The sequence below is a fragment of the Pseudomonas sp. genome, assembly GCF_049590575.1.
GTDB lineage: Bacteria > Pseudomonadota > Gammaproteobacteria > Pseudomonadales > Pseudomonadaceae > Aquipseudomonas.
The window spans coordinates 1-17519 of sequence record NZ_JBAWDE010000301.1; the positions used below are offsets into that span (position 1 = coordinate 1).

The 17519-nt window shown below is 61.8% G+C and carries 13 protein-coding genes; 7 read left to right on the plus strand and 6 right to left on the minus strand.

Going from position 1 to position 17519, the window contains the following annotated elements:
* The 5 genes from WBR57_RS20995 to aqpZ all read left to right on the plus strand — a co-directional run.
* Nucleotides 1-238 (plus strand): LysR substrate-binding domain-containing protein (locus WBR57_RS20995; RefSeq protein ID WP_424086233.1); only part of this gene is annotated, 238 nt, incomplete at its 5' end.
* Between the two features lie 14 nt (nt 239-252).
* Nucleotides 253-1056 carry an alpha/beta fold hydrolase gene (locus WBR57_RS21000; protein WP_424086235.1) on the plus strand — a complete coding sequence of 268 codons (804 nt, stop codon included), beginning with the start codon at nt 253-255 and terminating at the stop codon, nt 1054-1056.
* A gap of 3 nt (nt 1057-1059) precedes the next feature.
* Nucleotides 1060-1656 (plus strand): peptidylprolyl isomerase, encoded by a 597-nt coding sequence (locus WBR57_RS21005; protein ID WP_122542519.1) that lies wholly within the window; start codon nt 1060-1062, stop codon nt 1654-1656.
* An 81-nt stretch (nt 1657-1737) separates the two neighbouring features.
* Nucleotides 1738-3570 carry an ABC transporter ATP-binding protein gene (locus WBR57_RS21010; protein WP_424086237.1) on the plus strand — a complete coding sequence of 611 codons (1833 nt, stop codon included), beginning with the start codon at nt 1738-1740 and terminating at the stop codon, nt 3568-3570.
* A 308-nt stretch (nt 3571-3878) separates the two neighbouring features.
* Nucleotides 3879-4580, plus strand: a complete 702-nt coding sequence (gene aqpZ, locus WBR57_RS21015; RefSeq protein WP_424086239.1) for an aquaporin Z — start codon at nt 3879-3881, stop codon at nt 4578-4580.
* A gap of 10 nt (nt 4581-4590) precedes the next feature.
* Here the strand turns inward: aqpZ and WBR57_RS21020 are convergent, their stop codons facing one another.
* Nucleotides 4591-5715: a GNAT family N-acetyltransferase gene (locus tag WBR57_RS21020; protein WP_424086241.1), complete on the minus strand. Its 1125-nt coding sequence runs from the start codon at nt 5713-5715 to the stop codon at nt 4591-4593.
* Nucleotides 5716-5998: 283 nt separating this feature from the next.
* On the opposite strand from WBR57_RS21020, the gene WBR57_RS21025 reads away from it, so the two are divergent.
* Nucleotides 5999-7351, plus strand: a complete 1353-nt coding sequence (locus tag WBR57_RS21025; RefSeq protein ID WP_122539548.1) for a putative porin — start codon at nt 5999-6001, stop codon at nt 7349-7351.
* Between the two features lie 106 nt (nt 7352-7457).
* Here WBR57_RS21025 and WBR57_RS21030 read toward each other — a convergent pair whose 3' ends face one another.
* From WBR57_RS21030 to aceK, 5 genes are all read right to left on the minus strand, one after another.
* Nucleotides 7458-7703 (minus strand): anti-sigma factor family protein, encoded by a 246-nt coding sequence (locus tag WBR57_RS21030; protein WP_424086244.1) that lies wholly within the window; start codon nt 7701-7703, stop codon nt 7458-7460.
* Nucleotides 7697-8311, minus strand: coding sequence for an RNA polymerase sigma factor (locus WBR57_RS21035; RefSeq protein ID WP_424086246.1), 615 nt, complete (start codon nt 8309-8311; stop codon nt 7697-7699). The genes WBR57_RS21030 and WBR57_RS21035 overlap by 7 nt, the downstream gene beginning before the upstream one ends.
* A gap of 16 nt (nt 8312-8327) precedes the next feature.
* The gene (locus WBR57_RS21040; protein ID WP_424086248.1) at nt 8328-9449 is read right to left on the minus strand and encodes a beta-ketoacyl-ACP synthase III; all 1122 of its coding nucleotides are present in this window, start codon (nt 9447-9449) and stop codon (nt 8328-8330) included.
* A gap of 234 nt (nt 9450-9683) precedes the next feature.
* Complete coding sequence (hrpA, locus tag WBR57_RS21045; protein ID WP_424086250.1) at nt 9684-13595, minus strand: ATP-dependent RNA helicase HrpA; 3912 nt, start codon at nt 13593-13595, stop codon at nt 9684-9686.
* A 182-nt stretch (nt 13596-13777) separates the two neighbouring features.
* Nucleotides 13778-15493 carry a bifunctional isocitrate dehydrogenase kinase/phosphatase gene (gene aceK / locus WBR57_RS21050; protein WP_424086252.1) on the minus strand — a complete coding sequence of 572 codons (1716 nt, stop codon included), beginning with the start codon at nt 15491-15493 and terminating at the stop codon, nt 13778-13780.
* A gap of 381 nt (nt 15494-15874) precedes the next feature.
* Here aceK and WBR57_RS21055 point away from each other — a divergent pair, with 381 nt between their 5' ends.
* Complete coding sequence (locus WBR57_RS21055) at nt 15875-17500, plus strand: methyl-accepting chemotaxis protein (protein ID WP_424086254.1); 1626 nt, start codon at nt 15875-15877, stop codon at nt 17498-17500.
* Nucleotides 17501-17519: the final 19 nt, after the last annotated feature.

Genomic DNA, 17519 nt, shown 5'->3' on the forward strand with positions numbered 1-17519 from the left:
TGTCGGCAGTGGCCTGGGCTTTGCCTGGCTGCCCCGGCACATGATCGAACGCGAACTCGCCGAAGGCCTGCTCAAGCAGCTACCCTTGGAACAGGGCGGCAGCCGCCACCCCACGTTCTTCCTGTACTCGAACAAGGACAAACCCCTGGGGCCGGCCACGCAGATTCTGGTGGAATTGCTGCGTACCTTTGACACCGCTCCACTGGACGCGCCTTTCGCCGCCCCCCAGCAAGCCTGAAACGGAGTTCATGCATGGCCTGGTTCGATCATGAAGGCTGCAGCCTGCATTACGAGGAATACGGCCACGGCACCCCGCTGATCCTGATCCATGGCCTGGGCTCCAGCAGCCAGGACTGGGAACTGCAGATACCGGTGCTCGCCAGACACTACCGCCTGATCGTGCTGGATGTACGCGGCCACGGGCGTTCCGACAAACCACGCGAGCGCTACAGCATCAAGGGTTTCACCGACGACCTGAGTGCCCTGATCGAACACCTGGCCCTGCCCCCCGCCCACGTGGTGGGCTTGTCCATGGGCGGCATGATCGCGTTCCAGCTGGCGGTGGACGAACCCGCGCAGGTCAAGAGCCTATGCATCGTCAACAGCGCGCCTGAGGTCAAAGTGCGCAGCCCGGGCGACTATTGGCAGTGGGCCAAGCGTTGGACCCTGGCACGGGTGCTCAGCCTGGCCACCATCGGCAAGGCCCTGGGCGACCGGCTATTCCCCAAACCGCAGCAGGCCGACCTGCGCCGCAAGATGGCCGAACGCTGGGCAAAAAACGACAAACGTGCTTATCTCGCCAGCTTCGACGCGATTGTGGGCTGGGGCGTGCAGGAACAACTTTTCAAGATTACCTGTCCAACCCTGGTCATCAGCGCCGACCACGACTACACCCCCGTGGCGCAGAAAGAAAACTATGTAAAACTGCTGCCCGATGCGCGGCTGGTGGTGATCGAGGATTCCCGCCACGCCACGCCCTTGGATCAACCCGAAGTCTTTAATACCACCCTGCTCGATTTTCTAGAGACAGTCGACACCACTACCCAGGATCACTGACCCATGCTGAAAAAAATCGCCTTCTTTGCCGGCTCCTTTCTGTTCGCTGCCAACCTGATGGCCGCCACGGCAGCCGCACCGGCCAAACCTGCTGCACCGGCCAAGTCCAGCGCGCCACACGTGCTGATCAGCACCACCAATGGCGACATCGAAATCGAACTGGACCCGGTCAAGGCGCCGATCAGCACCAAGAACTTCCTCGCCTATGTCGACAAGGGTTTCTACACCAACACGATTTTCCACCGTGTAATCCCGGGCTTCATGGTCCAGGGCGGTGGTTTCACCCAGTCGATGTCGCAAAAGCCCACCGACGCACCGATCAAGAACGAAGCCAACAACGGCCTGCATAACGTCCGTGGCACCTTGTCCATGGCGCGCACCAGTGATCCGGATTCGGCCACCAGCCAGTTCTTCATCAACGTTGCCGACAATGCCTTCCTCGACCCGGGCCGCGATCGCGGTTATGCGGTATTCGCCAAAGTGGTCAAGGGCATGGACGTGGTTGATGTGATCGTCAACTCGCAGACCACCACCAAGCAGGGCATGCAGAACGTGCCTATCGATCCTGTGTACATCAAGTCGGCCAAGCGCATCGACTGAGGTCTGCAGTAGCTCCGCGCGGTGCCCACCAGGCGCCGCGCGCATTTGAACAGGAGAGCCCGCCAGGCGGGCGTCAACCTAATGCTCTATCGTCGTTTTGAACAACTGATCGATATTTTCCGCGACGCGCCCAGCGCCGCACCGCCCGATAAAGTCCTGCCCTTCTACCTCTACTACCTGCGCCAGGTGTGGCCATGTTTCGCCGCGCTGCTGGTGGTGGGCCTGGTTGGCGCGTTGATCGAAGTCGCGCTGTTCAGCTACCTGAGCCGCATCATCGACCTGGCCCAAGGCACGCCGCCCGCCAACTTCTTCCAGATTCACAGCACCGAGCTGATCTGGATGGCGGTAGTCGCCCTGTTGCTGCGCCCGATCTTCAATGGCCTGCACGACCTGCTGGTGCACCAGACCATCAACCCCGGCATGACCAGCCTGATCCGCTGGCAGAACCACAGCTACGTGCTCAAGCAGAGCCTGAACTTTTTCCAGAATGATTTCGCCGGGCGTATCGCCCAGCGCATCATGCAAACCGGCAACTCGCTGCGCGACTCAGCGGTGGCGACCGCGGAAGCGATCTGGCATGTGTCGATCTATGCGATCACCTCCCTGGTGCTGTTTGCCGAGGCTGACTGGCGGCTGATGATCCCGTTGATCACCTGGATCATTGGCTACAGCCTGGCGCTGCGCTACTTCGTGCCACGGGTCAAGGAGCGCTCGGTGATCTCCTCCGAAGCCCGCTCCAAACTCATGGGCCGCATCGTCGACGGCTACACCAACATCACCACCTTGAAGCTGTTCGCGCATACCCAGCACGAACAGGAATACGCAAAAGAAGCGCTGATCGAGCAAACCCAGAAAACCCAGCTGGCCGCCCGCGTGCTGACCAGCATGGACACGGTGATCACCGTCCTCAACGGCCTGCTGATCGTCACCACCACCGGCCTGGCCCTGTGGTTGTGGACCCAGTCGCTGATCTCCGTGGGCGCCATCGCCCTGGCCACCGGCCTGGTGATTCGGATCGTCAACATGTCCGGCTGGATCATGTGGGTGGTCAACGGCATTTTTGAAAATATCGGCATGGTGCAGGACGGCCTGAAAACGATTGCCCACCCGCTGGCCGTGGTCGACCGCGACAACGCCCCGCGCCTGCGTGTACCCCATGGCGAAGTGCGCTTTGAACAGGTGGATTTCCACTACGGTAAAAAGAGCGGAATCATTGGCGGCCTCAACCTGCACATCAAGGCCGGTGAAAAGATCGGCTTGATCGGCCCATCCGGCGCGGGCAAGTCGACCCTGGTCAACCTGCTGCTGCGCCTGTACGACCTGCAAGGCGGGCGCATTCTGATCGACGGCCAGGACATCGCCGAGGTGGCCCAGGAAACCCTGCGCGAACAGATCGGCATGATCACCCAGGACACCTCGCTGCTGCACCGCTCGATCCGCGACAACCTGCTGTACGGCAAGCCGGATGCTACCGATGAGGAACTCACCGCAGCGATCCGCAAGGCCCGCGCCGACGAGTTCATCCCGCTGCTGACAGACGCCGAAGGCCGCACCGGGCTGGATGCGCATGTGGGTGAACGCGGGGTGAAACTCTCGGGCGGTCAACGTCAACGGATCGCCATTGCGCGCGTACTGCTCAAGGACGCGCCGATCTTGATCATGGACGAAGCCACCTCGGCGCTGGACTCAGAGGTTGAAGCGGCGATCCAGGAGAGCCTGGAGACCTTGATGCAGGGCAAGACCGTGATCGCGATCGCACACCGCTTGTCGACCATTGCGCGGATGGACCGCCTGGTGGTGCTGGAGAAAGGCCAGATCGCCGAGAGCGGCAGCCACGCCGAGTTGCTGGCACACGGCGGGTTGTATGCACGGCTGTGGCAGCACCAGACCGGCGGGTTTGTCGGAATCGACTGATATTTCCAGAGCAAACACCCTCCAAAGTGTGGGAGCGGGCTTGCTCGCGAAAGCGGTGTTTCAGTCGGCCTATACGGTGACTGACACTGCGCCTTCGCGAGCAAGCCCGCTCCCACATTTGATCGCACTCATTCTGCTGAATCGGCATATCGCGCCAGCGCCCACAGGGCCCTGGCGCTTTTTCATGGCCTGGATTTGTGTAAAAACCGTGCTGTACTCAGTGCAGTGCCCAGACGGGCGCTGAAGTAAATCTGCAGGGAGCATCATGATTTACTGATCGGTAGAGCGATCTATCAAGGACGTGTTGCATGTCTTTGTTCAAACGTTCAATGACAGAGGGGTTAGGTACGTTTTGGCTGGTGTTGGGCGGTTGCGGGAGTGCGGTGTTGGCCGCAGCGTTCCCGGCAGTCGGGATCGGGTTGTTGGGCGTGTCCCTGGCGTTTGGGCTGACGGTGCTGACCATGGCGGTTGCCATCGGCCACATCAGCGGCTGCCACCTCAACCCGGCGGTATCGGTAGGGCTGGTAGTGGGCGGGCGGTTTCCGGCCAGGGAGTTACCGGCGTATATCGTGGCCCAAGTCATAGGCGGCACCGTCGCCGCGGCGCTGTTGTATTTCATTGCCAGCGGCAAACCGGGGTTTGAACTGGCGTCGGGCCTGGCCGCCAACGGCTATGGCGAGCATTCGCCGGGGGGCTACTCGCTGGTGGCGGGGCTTGTCTGTGAGCTGGTGATGACAGCGATGTTCCTGCTGATCATCCTCGGCGCCACCGACCACCGAGCCCCCAAGGGCCTGGCGCCCATCGCCATCGGCCTGGCCCTCACCTTGATCCACCTGATCTCCATTCCCGTGACCAACACCTCGGTCAACCCGGCCCGCAGTACCGGCCCGGCATTGATCGTGGGCGGGTGGGCGATCCAGCAGTTGTGGCTGTTCTGGCTCGCGCCGATCCTGGGCGCGGCACTCGCTGGCGTGACGTACCGATGGCTGGGCAAGGAGCAGCCGACCTGAGGAAAACAGGTCAGCCCTGCCGATAAGGCAGGGCTGCCTTCGCCTCTTCGGCATAGGCCAGAATCCCCAGCCGCTCACGCTCGAGGAAATCCTCTACGGCGTTCTTCAAACCCGGATGGCGCAGGTAGTGCCATGACCGGGTGATCACCGGCTCGAACCCGCGAATCAGCTTGTGCTCGCCCTGCGCGCCGGCGTCGAAACGTTGCAGGCCGTGGGCGATGGCGTAGTCCATGCCCTGGTAGAAACAGGTTTCGAAATGCAGGCGGTCAAACTCAGCCAGGCAACCCCAATAGCGGCCGTAGAAGCTGTCGCCGCCGATCAGGCTGAAGGCCATGGCCACCGGGCGTGAACCCTGCTTGGCCAGCACCACGCGAATAGCCTCGGGCATGCGCTCGGCCAGCAGGCTGAAAAAGGCGCGGGTCAGGTAGGGCGTTTGCCGGCGTACCGCGTAGGTATTGGCGTAGCAGGCGTAGACAAAATCCCACTGCGCCTCGCTCAGTTCATGGCCTTGCAACCACTCGAAGTCGATGCCCTGCCCCGCCACTTGTTCGCGCTCCTTGCGCATCTGTTTGCGCTTGCGCGAACTCAAGGCGTCGAGGAAATCCTGGAAGTCGCGGTAGCCGCGATTCTGCCAGTGAAACTGACAACCCAGGCGCTGCAACCAGCCCGGTTGCCTGGCTAAAGCCTCATCAGCCAATGCGTCGGTGAAGTTGATATGGGCACTGGAAAGGCCTTCGATTTCCAGGTAGCCCGGCAGGCTGTTGAGCAGCTCAAAACCGTCCTCGGCACTGGCTGCCAGCAAGCGTGGCCCGCTGACCGGGCTGAACGGCACGGCCGTCAGCAGCTTGGGATAGTAATCAATGCCTGCGCGTTCACAGGCGTCGGCCCAACCATGATCGAACACGTACTCGCCATAGGAATGCCATTTGCGGTAGCTGGGCAAGGCCGCCACCAGCCGGTCGCCCTCCCAGTGCAGCAAATGCTCCGGCTCCCAGCCCGATTGCGGGCCCAGGCTGGCGCTGTCTTCCAGTGCGCTCAGGAAGGCGTGGCGCACAAAGGGCTGGGCCTGCGGCACCAGTGCATCCCACACCTGCGGGGCGATTTCGGACAGGCTGTCCAGGCGTTGCAACGGCATCGGCATCCTCACTGACTCATGGCGTGAAAGCCTCGCGAGTATCGCTTATCGCAAGCCGCAGCACACTCTCGAATCGCGGGACAAGGCTCTAAATCAATAGTTCCATTTCTAAATAATTTGTCATCTACATGACATCAGTTAGCCACTTCTGCGTCATAAACGATCGTGATACTGACGCCTGTTTTTAGAGCGCCTGGTTCTAACAGGTGGTTATTTTTCCGTCCGTCATCGGTCGGTTGTGTCCTGGATGGTTTGCCATCCCTCCTCACTTTCGGAGATTGATATGCGTCTTGCTTCCACCAAAACTGCGGCGGTCCTGTGCGGCGGCCTGCTCTTGGCCCTGAGCGTTCCAGCCAGTGCTGCAGTCGACGCTAAATTGCTCGACATGCTCAAGGCCAACGGCCAGATCACCACCGCGCAGTACACCGAGCTGCAAGCGGAACTGGCCAAGGATCAGAAAGAAAAGCAGATCGCACAGCAAGCTCAACAAGAGACCAACGAACAGATCGCGGCCACCGCGAAAAAAACCAACGAGCTTAGCGTGTTCGACCAGAAGCTGGCCTGGGCCGCGAAGACTCAGCTCAAGGGCGACGTGCGCTTCCGCCACGAAACCATCAAGATCGACGGTACGCCCAACAACGGTGGCAAGGACAAGGACCGCGAACGTATCCGCGCTCGTCTGGGCGCGTTTACCGAAATCAACTCGCAAGTCGACACCGGCATTCGTGTCGCCACCGGCAGCAGCGACGATGCGCGCTCCACCAACCAGGATCTGGATGGCTACTTCAACAAGAAGTCGATCTGGCTGGACCTGGGTTACATCGACTACCACCCGACGCAAATCAAGAACCTGCACGTGATCGGCGGCAAGATGCTGCAACCTTGGGTCAGCATGGGCGATGTGATCTGGGACAGCGATATCAACCCGGAAGGTCTGGCCCTGACCTACAAATACCCGCTGGGCAGCAGTGCCGAGCTGTTCGGCAGCCTGGGTAACTACAGCCTCAAAGACAACGTCAACGGCGACGGCGTGCAATTTCGCAACGACCTGCGCATGACGGCTGGTCAGTTGGGGTCTCGCTTCTCGCTCACCGACAATCTGAAACTGACCCTGGGCGGCAGCGTCTACGCGTTCCAGAACGATGAAGACAGCCGTTGCCCGACAGCCACCGGCACCACCCCTGGCTGCCTGACCCCAGGCGAAACAGTGGCCAACACCACGGCCGGCAACGCCAGCGAATACCGCCTGTACGAAGGTTTCAGCCAGGTTGATATCGGCGGCCTGGCCGTACCGTTGTCGTTCTACGGCCAGTACGTGCAAAACACCAAGGCCACGGATAAGGATAAAGACACTGCCTGGCTGCTCGGCGCCAAGTCCAAAGTGTTCGGCTTGAACCTGGACTACAACTACCGCGACGTGCAGCGCTACGCGGTGGTCGGTGCCTTTACCGACTCGGACTTCGCAGGCGGCTTTACCGGTGCACGCGGTCACAAGTTCAAGGTCGGTTACGACATCGACAAGAACTTCGCCATCGGCGCCACGTACTTCCTGACCAAGGCCGATTACGCCAGCGCTACGGGTTACCGCGACGCCAACGCCAACACCCTGCAGCTGGACGCAGAAGCCAAGTTCTAAATGCTCGTGCAATAAGCCTTGGGCCAGGACGGCCCGAGGTGGCTGTACAGTCTTGCGTGGGCGGGTCGGTCCCCATCATCCGTCCGATTCACCCACGCGAGCCTGCTTATTCCCCGCCTGTCTGCTCCTTGAGCCGCTCGGCAGCGAGCCGCTGCGCCAAGCCATCCACACCCTTCACCGGCTCGTCCGGCATGATCTTCAGCGTCGCCTGCATCAGGCGCATCTGGCGGATAAACCGTCGGCAGTTGGGGCAGAACATCAAGTGATGACGCACCAGCAATCGCTCGCGAAAGGTCAATTGCCCATCGAGATAGTCACTGGAACGCGCCACTTGTTCTTTACAGGTCAGCATTCGCCCGTTTCCTCAAAATGCTCCACCGTGGCGAAGACTTTAAGCCGCGCCCGATGCAACAGCACCCGGACATTGGAGAGCGACAGCGTCAGAAGATTACAGATCTCCTCCAACGCCAACCCCTGGCGTTCGCGCAGTACCAGCACGCTGCTCTGCAGGTCGGACAAACTCAGCAGCGTGTGCTCCAGGCATTTGCGCAGTTCATCCTCGGTCAGCAACGCTTCCGGCGTGTCCTGGTGCCAGGCATACGGAGCGACAGCCCAATGGCCATCATCGGGTACAAAGCGCTCATCGCCGATGGTACCGTGGGGTGAGGGCAAATCGTCGAGCAAGACTTCGCGGCGATTCTGCTTGTAGCGGCCTTTGGCGGCGTTGGCGGTGATGGTCAGCAGCCAGGTCTTGAGGCTGGAACGCCCTTCGAACCTGGCCAGGTTGCGCACCACCGACAGCCAGGCGTCCTGCACCACTTCGTCGGCATGGCGCTGGCCGACGATTGCATAGGCCACCGCCCGCATCGCGCTTTGATAAGTGGTGACCAGTTCCTTGTAGGCCCGCTGCTCCCCCTTGAGCAGACGTTCAAGCAGTTGCGTGTCGTCTGCCGCTGCCATGCAAGACCTCGATTTTTCAGCGCTTGCGCAGGATCACGCTACCGATCGAATAACCCGCGCCAAACGAACTGAGGACCGCGACGGCGCCCTTGGGCAGGTCGTCCTGGTAGGTGTGGAACGCGATCACCGAGCCGGCCGAGCTGGTATTTGCGTAAGTATCGAGGATCACCGGTGCTTCTTCTACCGTGGCCTCGCGGCCGAGCAGTTTCTTCACAATCAGGTGGTTCATGCTCAGGTTGGCCTGGTGCAGCCAGAAGCGCTTCACGTCGGTCACGTTCAGCTGGTTTTCTTCCAGGTGCACACCGATCAGCTCGGCGACCATCGGGCAGACATCACGGAAGACTTTGCGGCCTTCCTGCACGAACAGCTTGTCGGGCGCGCCAACGCCCTCTTCCGCAGCACGGTTGAGGAAGCCGAAATTGTTGCGGATGTTATTCGAGAATTGGGTCAGCAGCTTGGTGCTGACCACGTCGAACTGGTGCTCGGAGGTGGCCAGGTCGGCACGTTCGAGGATCACGGCGGTGGCCGCGTCGCCAAAGATGAAGTGGCTGTCGCGGTCACGGAAATTCAAGTGGCCGGTGCAGACTTCCGGGTTGACCATCAGGATCGCCCGGGCCTGGCCCAGCTGGATGCTGTTGGCGGCGTTCTGGATGCCGAACGTCGCCGAGGAACAGGCCACGTTCATGTCGAAACCAAACCCCTGAATGCCCAGGGCTTCCTGGACTTCGATGGCGATGGCCGGGTAGGCACGCTGCAGGTTGGAGCAGGCGACGATCACGCCGTCGATGTCCGCAGCGGTCTTGCCCGCGCGCTGCAGGGCCTGCTCGGCGGCACCGACGGCCATCTGGCAGAGCACCGACCACTCGTCATTGCTGCGTTCCGGCAAGCGCGGGGCCATGCGCTGCGGGTCGAGGATGCCGTCCTTGTCCATCACAAAGCGGCTCTTGATGCCGGATGCCTTTTCGATAAAGGCGGCGCTGGACTCGGTCAGTGCCTGCACATCGCCACGCTCGATGGCGGCGGCGTTGTCAGTGTTGAACTGCTGCACATAGGCATTGAAAGACTGCACCAGCTCTTCGTTGGAGATGCTGTTGGCCGGGGTGTACAGGCCAGTGCCGCTGATGACGACGTTATGCACGGTCGTTCCTCTAAATCTGTCAGGCAGAAGATATTGGTACAGTCGTACCAAACTGTAAGCAGTTTTATTCCGCCCAGCGGACATCAAACTGGCAACGCTTTATTCCATCGCGCCGCAGACCTTTGCGACGACCCCGGCATTTATAGCGGCGAAGTTTGCCACAAACCCAGGGATTTGGCGCCATCTCCCGGATAAACACCCTTTAGCGTTTGCGCGCGGGACCTGCGGCGACACTCAGGCCTCGACCAGGCTCCACTGCTTGCTCAAGCGCTTGTCGGAAATCGGCACCTTGGTCCCCAACTGCTGGCCAAACAGCGACACGCGATATTCCTCCAGCCACCAGCGGTAAAGCTCCAGTTGCGGATCGCGCTTGCCTTCCTGGGCGTGTTTGTTCAGGCGGTTCTGGTACTGCGCCCACAGGCCGCTCAGCTCCGTGCTCCACACGCGATCCTTTTGCACCTGGCCGGGCAATTTCTCCAGGCGCAGCTCGATGGCCTTGAGGTAACGCGGCAATTCCTTGAACCACTGCGCCGGGGTTTCCCGCACAAACCCCGGATAAACCAAGTTGCTCAACTGCTGCTTGATATCGTTCAAGGCCACGGCCTGGGCCAGGTCGATCTTGCCTTTGAAGCGCTTTTGCAGGCCGTGCCAGAGCTTCAGCACCTCCAGAGTCAGGCGTGCCAGGCGCTCAGCGTGTTCGGTCCAGCTGCCGCGCTTGCGTTCGGCCAACGCCGCCAGGCCGGCACCGTCGCGCGGCAGGCTGGCTTCGCCTTCGAGCACGCAGGTGTCGAGGCTGGCCAACAGGATGTCTTCGACCAACGCGTCAATCCGCCCCAGCTCACGATACATCAGGCCCAACTCGGTCAAACCGGGCAATTTACCGCGCAGGAATTTGGCCGGTTCCGCCAGTTGCTGCATCAGCAAACGCTGCAACGCGCGGCGGTGCTGGAACTCGGCTTCGGCGGCCGTCGAGAAACGCCCTTCCTTGACCGTGCCGTTGTCTTCGACCAGTGCCGGGTACACCGTCATCGACAGCCCGGCGATCTTTTGCTGGGTCTTCTCGGCCACGGCGGCGAACACCTTCGCCTCCACCGGTTGCTGGCTTTTTGCGGTTTGCGGCACGGCAAGGGCGGCCTGGCTGGCTTCGGCAAACCGTGCGGTCAACTCGGCCAGGTCGCGGCCCTCGCCGAGGAATTTACCCTCGCCGTCGACCACTTCCAGGTTCATCTTCAAATGGTTTTCCACCTGCTGCGCGGCCTCGGCCCAGGCTTCATCGCTGACCCGCGCGCCGGTCATGCGCAGCAATTCGCGACCTAATGCCTGAGGCAGCGAACCCTGGCCAAATTCGATGCGCTGCAGCGCGGCCTTGACGAAATCCGGCACCGGCACGAAGTTCTTGCGCAACGCCTTGGGCAGGTTGCGCACCAGGGCGATGCACTTGGCTTCGATCACCCCTGGCACCAGCCATTCCAGACGCTCCGGCGGCAGCGCCGGCAACAGCGGCGCCGGCACGCGCAGGGTGACGCCGTCACGCGGGTGGTTGGGCTCGAAGTGGTAGCTGAGCGCCAGAGCCAGGTCGCCCAGGTGCAGGGTGTCCGGGTAATGCGCGGCGGTGACTTCACTGGCCTCGCGGGCCAGCACGTCTTCCTCGCGCATGATCAGCAGTTGCGGGTCTTTCTGGCTGTTGACCTTGTACCAGCTGTCGAACGTGGCGGTCTGGTGGATCTGCGCCGGCAAGCGCGCATCGTAGAAGGCGTACAGGGTTTCCTCGTCGGCGAGGATGTCACGCCGACGCGCCTTGGCTTCCAGTTCGTCGAGTTGTTCGAGCAATTGCTGGTTGGCGGTCAGGCACTTGGCGCGTGACTGAATCTCGCCACGCACCAGGCCTTCGCGGATAAACAGTTCACGCGACACCACCGGGTCAATCGGCCCGTAATGCACTGGCCTACGCCCCACCACGATCAGCCCGAACAGGGTGATTTGCTCAAACGCCACCACTTGGCCGCGCTTCTTCTCCCAGTGCGGTTCGAAGTGGTTTTTCTTGATCAGGTGCCCGGCCAGCGGTTCGATCCAGTCGGCGTCGATCTTCGCGACCATGCGCGCATACAGCTTGGTGGTTTCCACCAGCTCGGCGGTCATCAGCCATTGCGGGCGCTTTTTGCCGATGCCCGACGACGGGTGAATCCAGAAGCGTCGCTGACGCGCGCCGAGGTAATCGCCGTCTTCGGTTTTCTGGCCGATCTGGCTGAGCAGGCCGGACAACACGGCTTTGTGCAATTTGGCAAAGTCCGCCGGCTCTTTGTTGACGGTCAACTGCATGTCGCGGCAGATCAGGCTGAGCTGGCGATGGGAATCGCGCCACTCGCGCAGGCGCAGGTAGTTCAGGAAGTTCTTGCGGCACCAGTTGCGCAGCGGGCTGGCGGTCAGCTCCTGGCGTTGCTCCTCAAAGCCGCGCCACAGGTTGACCAGCCCGGCGAAGTCCGAATCCGGGTCTTTCCACTGGGCGTGGGCCTGGTCGGCGGCTTGCTGACGCTCCGGCGGGCGCTCGCGCGGGTCCTGAATCGACATGGCACTGGCGACAATCAGCACTTCCTGCAAGCTGCCCAGCTTGGCGGCTTCGAGCAGCATGCGGCCCATGCGCGGGTCCACCGGCAGGCGCGCCAGTTGACGGCCCAGCGGCGTGAGCTGGCTATTGCGGTCGACCGCCGAGAGTTCCTGCAGCAGGTTGAAGCCGTCGCTGATGGCCTTGCCATCCGGCGGCTCGATAAACGGAAAATCGGTGATCTCGCCGAGGCGCAGGTGCAGCATCTGCAGGATCACGGCGGCAAGGTTGGTGCGCAGGATCTCCGGGTCGGTAAATTCCGGGCGCCCGATAAAATCTTCTTCGCTGTACAGGCGGATACAAACGCCCGGTTCGACCCGCCCGCAACGGCCTTTACGCTGGTTGGCGCTGGCCTGGGAAATCGCCTCGATCGGCAGGCGCTGCACCTTGGCGCGGTAGCTGTAGCGGCTGATGCGCGCGGTGCCGCTGTCGATCACGTAGCGAATGCCCGGCACGGTCAGCGAGGTTTCCGCCACGTTGGTCGCCAGCACCACACGGCGGCCCGGGTGGGACTGGAAAATCCGCTGCTGCTCGGCCGGTGACAGGCGCGCGTACAACGGCAGGATTTCAGTGTGTTTGAGCTGGGCCTTGCGCAGCATCTCGGCGGCGTCGCGAATTTCGCGCTCGCCGGGCAAGAACACCAGCACATCGCCGGGGCTGCGCCGCTCGCTGCGTTCATAGGCGGCGATTTCATCGAGGGTGGCGAGGATCGCCTGGTCGACGGTCAGGTCGTCCTCGACGCGGTTGCCCTCCTCGTCCTGCTCCAGGGTCAGCGGGCGGTACCAGGTGTCCACCGGGAAGGTGCGGCCCGAGACCTCGACAATCGGCGCGTCGTCGAAGTGCTTGGAAAAGCGCTCCAGGTCGATGGTCGCCGAGGTGATGATGACTTTCAGGTCGGGGCGGCGCGGCAACAGGGTTTTCAGGTAGCCGAGCAGGAAGTCGATGTTCAGGCTGCGTTCGTGGGCTTCGTCGACGATGATCGTGTCGTAGCGTTCGAGGTAGCGGTCGTTCTGAGTTTCCGCCAGCAAAATACCGTCGGTCATCAGTTTGATCAGGGTGTTGGAATCACTCTGGTCTTCGAAACGCACCTGGTAGCCGACCAGCGCGCCCAATGGCGTGGCGAGCTCTTCGGCGACCCGGCTGGCCACGCTGCGCGCGGCGATCCGGCGTGGCTGGGTGTGGCCGATCAGGCCGTACTGGCCGCGCCCGATCTCCAGGCAGATTTTCGGCAACTGGGTGGTTTTACCCGAGCCGGTCTCGCCGGCAATGATCAGCACCTGATGCTTGTTCAGCGCGTCCTTGATCTCGTCGCGCTTGGCGGCAATCGGCAGGCTGTCGTCATAGCGGATCAGCGGCAGGCTGGCGCGCCGCGCGGTAACCTGGGCGCAGGACGCCTGCATGCGCGTGACCCACTGCGCCAGCTTTTCCTCGTCAGGCTTCTTGCGCAGCTCAAGCAGCTGCCGACGCAAGCGATGGCGGTCGGCGAGCATAGCGTGGTCGAGGTTTTTCAGCAGTTGGTCGATAGCAGGCGCTTGGTCAGTCATCAGGTACTTTGAAGGTCGTCTATTTATGCACGGCCGGCAAGTGTGGCAGAAAAGCGGCTTATCTGGCAGACGGCTATGTAAATGTGGGAGCGGGCTTGCTCGCGAAGGCGGTGTGTCAGTCACCCAATTATCAACTGATGCACCGCTTTCGCGAGCAAGCCCGCGCCCACAGGATTAGGCGTTTACAGCGGGCCTTTGCGCCGGTATGGGAACACGTCGATCACCTTGCCGGCGCGAATCGCCTCCTGCAGGCCTTTCCAGTAGTCGGCGTTGTACAGCTCGCCATGCAGCGTGTCGAACAGTTTGCGCTGGCCGGCGTCGGCAAACAGGAACGGCGGGAATTCTTCGGGGAACACATCCAGCGGGCCGATGGAGTACCAGGGCTCCGAGGCCATTTCATCCTCGGGGGTGCGTGGCGCGGGGATGTGGCGGAAGTTGGCCTCGGTGAGAAAGCAGATTTCGTCGTAGTCGTAGAACACCACGCGGCCGTGGCGGGTGACGCCGAAGTTCTTCAGCAGCATGTCGCCGGGAAAGATATTTGCCGCCGCCAGCTGCTTGATGGCCAGGCCGTAGTCTTCCAGGGCTTCGCGGACCTGGGCATCGTTGGCGTTTTCCAAATAGAGGTTGAGCGGGGTCATGCGCCGCTCGGTCCAGCAGTGGCGGATCAACACCGTATCGCCTTCCACTTCGACGGTGCCGGCGGCGACTTCCAGCAGCTCGGCCAGGCATTCAGGCTCGAACTTGCTCAGGGGAAAGCGGAAATCGGCGAACTCCTGGGTGTCGGCCATGCGCCCGACCCGGTCGACGCTTTTAACCAGCCGGTACTTTTCGATCACGGTGGCGCGGTTGACGTTCTTCGACGGCGAAAAACGGTCCTTGATGATCTTGAACACGGTGTTGAAGCCCGGCAGGGTAAACACGCTCATGACCATGCCGCGCACACCGGGGGCCATGATGAACTGGTCACCGGTGGTCGCCAGGTGGTTGATCAGCGCGCGGTAGAACTCGGATTTGCCGTGCTTGTAGAAGCCGATCGAGGTGTACAGCTCGGCGATGTGCTTGCCCGGCAGGATGCGCTTGAGAAAGCCGATGAATTCCGCCGGCACCGGCACATCGACCATGAAGTAGGAACGGGTGAACGAGAAGATGATCGATACGTCGGCTTCGTCGGTGATCAACGCGTCGATCTGGATGCCCTGGCCTTCACGGTGCAGCAGTGGAATCACCAGCGGCCACTGTTCGTCGCGGGTGTAGATACGCCCCACGAGGTAGGCGCCCTTGTTGCGGTAGAGCACCGAGGAAAACAGCTCGACATTGAGGTCCGGGTCCTTGCACACCCAGTCCGGCAGGTTTTCGCGCAGCTGGGTTTCGAGGCGCAGCAAGTCAGCCGCGAGGTCGGCATAGGGTTCGCTGAAGCGATAGTCGGCGAACATCTGCGCCAGCATCGCCGAAATCTTGCCGCCCGGCGTGTAGGTCCGCGTCTGCGCCGCGCGCGCGTGGCGCAGGCTGGGCCGGGTGGTGTGGATAAACATGCAGCCGTCGCTGATCAAGTCGTGGCTGAACAGGCTGCAGAAGATCGAGTTGTACCAGGTCTCCGACAGCTCATCGTCAAAGCGCAGGTCGATCAGGCCGATGTAGGCGTTTTTCACCAGGGGCCAGGCTGCGACGTCGAGCAATGCGGCGCTCTCGAAGTCGGCCCGCAGGCGCGCGGTCACTTCACTGACCTTTTCTTCGTACAAATTAATACGCGCCGCCGACGCGGCTTGGCCCGCTTGCCACTGGGCCCTTTCAAAACGCTCGCGGGCGCCATCGGTGATCTGGCGAAAGTGCTCGCGGTAATCGTCGAACCCTTCAAGGATCGTGCGGGCAATGGCGAGGGCGTGCGTGGTCGGCGGCATGCGGGAAACCTCTACGGGCATCTGGAAGCATTGAGCTTAGTCAGTGTGCCGGGGCAGGAGAAGCACGATTTTTGGTGCACGAGGTTGTACAACTTCGTTCATTTCGTACATTTATTTTCAATTTTTTAATTCGACCATCCGGTCAATAAACGCACCCTCAAGTCGCCAGGTCTCTGTTCTACACGCCTGCAACGGCGTGGCCTGGCCGGTTAGCCCAGGAAACACTCGGTTTCGGTCGCCTCGTCAACCTTTGGATCCCACTAAGGGAAACCCTGATTACCACCTTGATGGCACTTTGATATACAGCGCGCCCTCTCCCAGCCTAACAAGGTCAAAAGACCGATCCGGGAACAGGTTCTAAATCGCCCAAGGAGCATTGAGATGTCATTGAGGAATATGAGGATCGGTCTGCGTGCCAGTCTGAGTTTTGGGGTTTTGGCCAGCTTGCTGGTGATTGTCGGCCTGTTTGGCCTGGGCCAGATGGCCAAGCTGCGCGAAAGTGCGCTGGTGATCGAAGAATCGTGGATGCCGAGCATAGAGAACGTCCACGACAGCGCGGCCTTCGTCGCGAGTATCCGCCTGGAGGCATTGCGCCTGGCGACCACCGATGAATCGCGGGTGCGCGACAACAGCAAAGCCCTGCTCAGCCGCCAGCGCGGCGAGCTGCAAAGCTTGCTCGACCGCCACCAAAGCCTGCTGAAAAGCGACGACGAGCGCGCGCTGTTGGATAAGGTCAAAGGCAACATCACGACCTATCTCGCCATCGTTACCCAGATGGTCGCCCTGGTAGACAAGGACCAACAGCAAGACGCCATCGATCTGCTGAACAACCGCCTCGCGCCACAAGGCACGCTCCTCAACCAGAGCCTGGAAGAGCTGATCGTCTTCAACCAGAAAGGCGTCCAGGCCGCCGCCGACTCGGCGGCGCAGATGTATGCGAGCGCGCAATGGGTGGTCGGCCTGATCATCCTGGTCGCGCTGATTGCCACCCTGCTGCTGGCCTGGCTGCTGACCCGCAGCATCACCGCCCCGCTCGGCCAGGCGTTGAGCGTGGCGCGCAGCATCGCCGGCGGCGACTTGAGCCAGCCGATCGTGGTGCATGGCCACGACGAGCCGGCGCAATTGCTGACCGCCCTGGCCGCCATGCAGGACCAGCTGCAAACCACCATTCGTGGCATCAGCGAATCGGCGCAACAGCTGGCCTCCGCCGCCGAGGAGATGAGTTCGGTGATGGAGCAAAGCACCCGTGGCCTGCAGGCGCAGAACGATGAAATCGAACAGGCCGCGACCGCCGTCACCGAGATGAGCGCGGCCGTGGACGAGGTGGCGGGCAACGCGGTGTCCAGTGCCGAGGCGTCCAAGGCCTCGGATGAAGACAGCAAGCACGGCCACTACCAGATCAGCGAAACCATCAGCTCGATCCAGAACCTGGTGGACGAAGTGCTCGGCGCCTCGAACAAGGCCGAAGGCCTGGCGCTGCAAGCCCAGGACATCAGCAAGGTGCTGGAAGTGATCCGTGGCATTGCCGGACAAACCAACTTGCTCGCGCTCAACGCCGCCATCGAGGCCGCGCGTGCCGGTGAGGCCGGGCGCGGTTTTGCGGTGGTCGCCGACGAAGTGCGTTCGTTGGCGCAACGCACCCAGGACTCCACCGAAGAAATCGAGCAGATGATCACTGGCATCCAGCAAGGCACCCAGGACACCGTCGAGGCGCTCAACAGCAGCGCCGAACACGCCGGCGCTACCCTGCAACGGGCCAACAGCGCCGGCAGCGCCCTGGAAAAAATCACCGCCGCGATCTCGCAGATCAGCGAACGCAACCTGGTGATCGCCAGCGCCGCCGAGCAACAGGCACTGGTCGCGCGTGACGTGGACCGCAGCCTGGTAAACATTCGCGACCTGTCGACCCAGACCGCCGCGGGCGCGACCCAGACCTCGGCCGCCAGCCAGGAGCTGTCGCGCCTGGCGGTGGACCTCAATGGCATGGTCACGCGGTTCGTGCTGTAAACAAAGATTGTGTCCGCCA

What these genes read in the sequence shown, in the direction of transcription:
- aceK (WP_424086252.1), bottom strand. Translation starts at nt 15,493, where the DNA reads ATGCCGCCGACCACGCACGCCCTCGCCATTGCCCGCACGATCCTTGAA.
- WBR57_RS21055 (WP_424086254.1), top strand. Translation starts at nt 15,875, where the DNA reads ATGTCATTGAGGAATATGAGGATCGGTCTGCGTGCCAGTCTGAGTTTT.
- WBR57_RS21035 (WP_424086246.1), bottom strand. Translation starts at nt 8,311, where the DNA reads ATGGCAGCGGCAGACGACACGCAACTGCTTGAACGTCTGCTCAAGGGG.
- hrpA (WP_424086250.1), bottom strand. Translation starts at nt 13,595, where the DNA reads ATGACTGACCAAGCGCCTGCTATCGACCAACTGCTGAAAAACCTCGAC.
- WBR57_RS21020 (WP_424086241.1), bottom strand. Translation starts at nt 5,715, where the DNA reads ATGCCGTTGCAACGCCTGGACAGCCTGTCCGAAATCGCCCCGCAGGTG.
- WBR57_RS21025 (WP_122539548.1), top strand. Translation starts at nt 5,999, where the DNA reads ATGCGTCTTGCTTCCACCAAAACTGCGGCGGTCCTGTGCGGCGGCCTG.
- WBR57_RS21000 (WP_424086235.1), top strand. Translation starts at nt 253, where the DNA reads ATGGCCTGGTTCGATCATGAAGGCTGCAGCCTGCATTACGAGGAATAC.
- WBR57_RS21030 (WP_424086244.1), bottom strand. Translation starts at nt 7,703, where the DNA reads ATGCTGACCTGTAAAGAACAAGTGGCGCGTTCCAGTGACTATCTCGAT.
- aqpZ (WP_424086239.1), top strand. Translation starts at nt 3,879, where the DNA reads ATGTCTTTGTTCAAACGTTCAATGACAGAGGGGTTAGGTACGTTTTGG.
- WBR57_RS21005 (WP_122542519.1), top strand. Translation starts at nt 1,060, where the DNA reads ATGCTGAAAAAAATCGCCTTCTTTGCCGGCTCCTTTCTGTTCGCTGCC.
- WBR57_RS21010 (WP_424086237.1), top strand. Translation starts at nt 1,738, where the DNA reads ATGCTCTATCGTCGTTTTGAACAACTGATCGATATTTTCCGCGACGCG.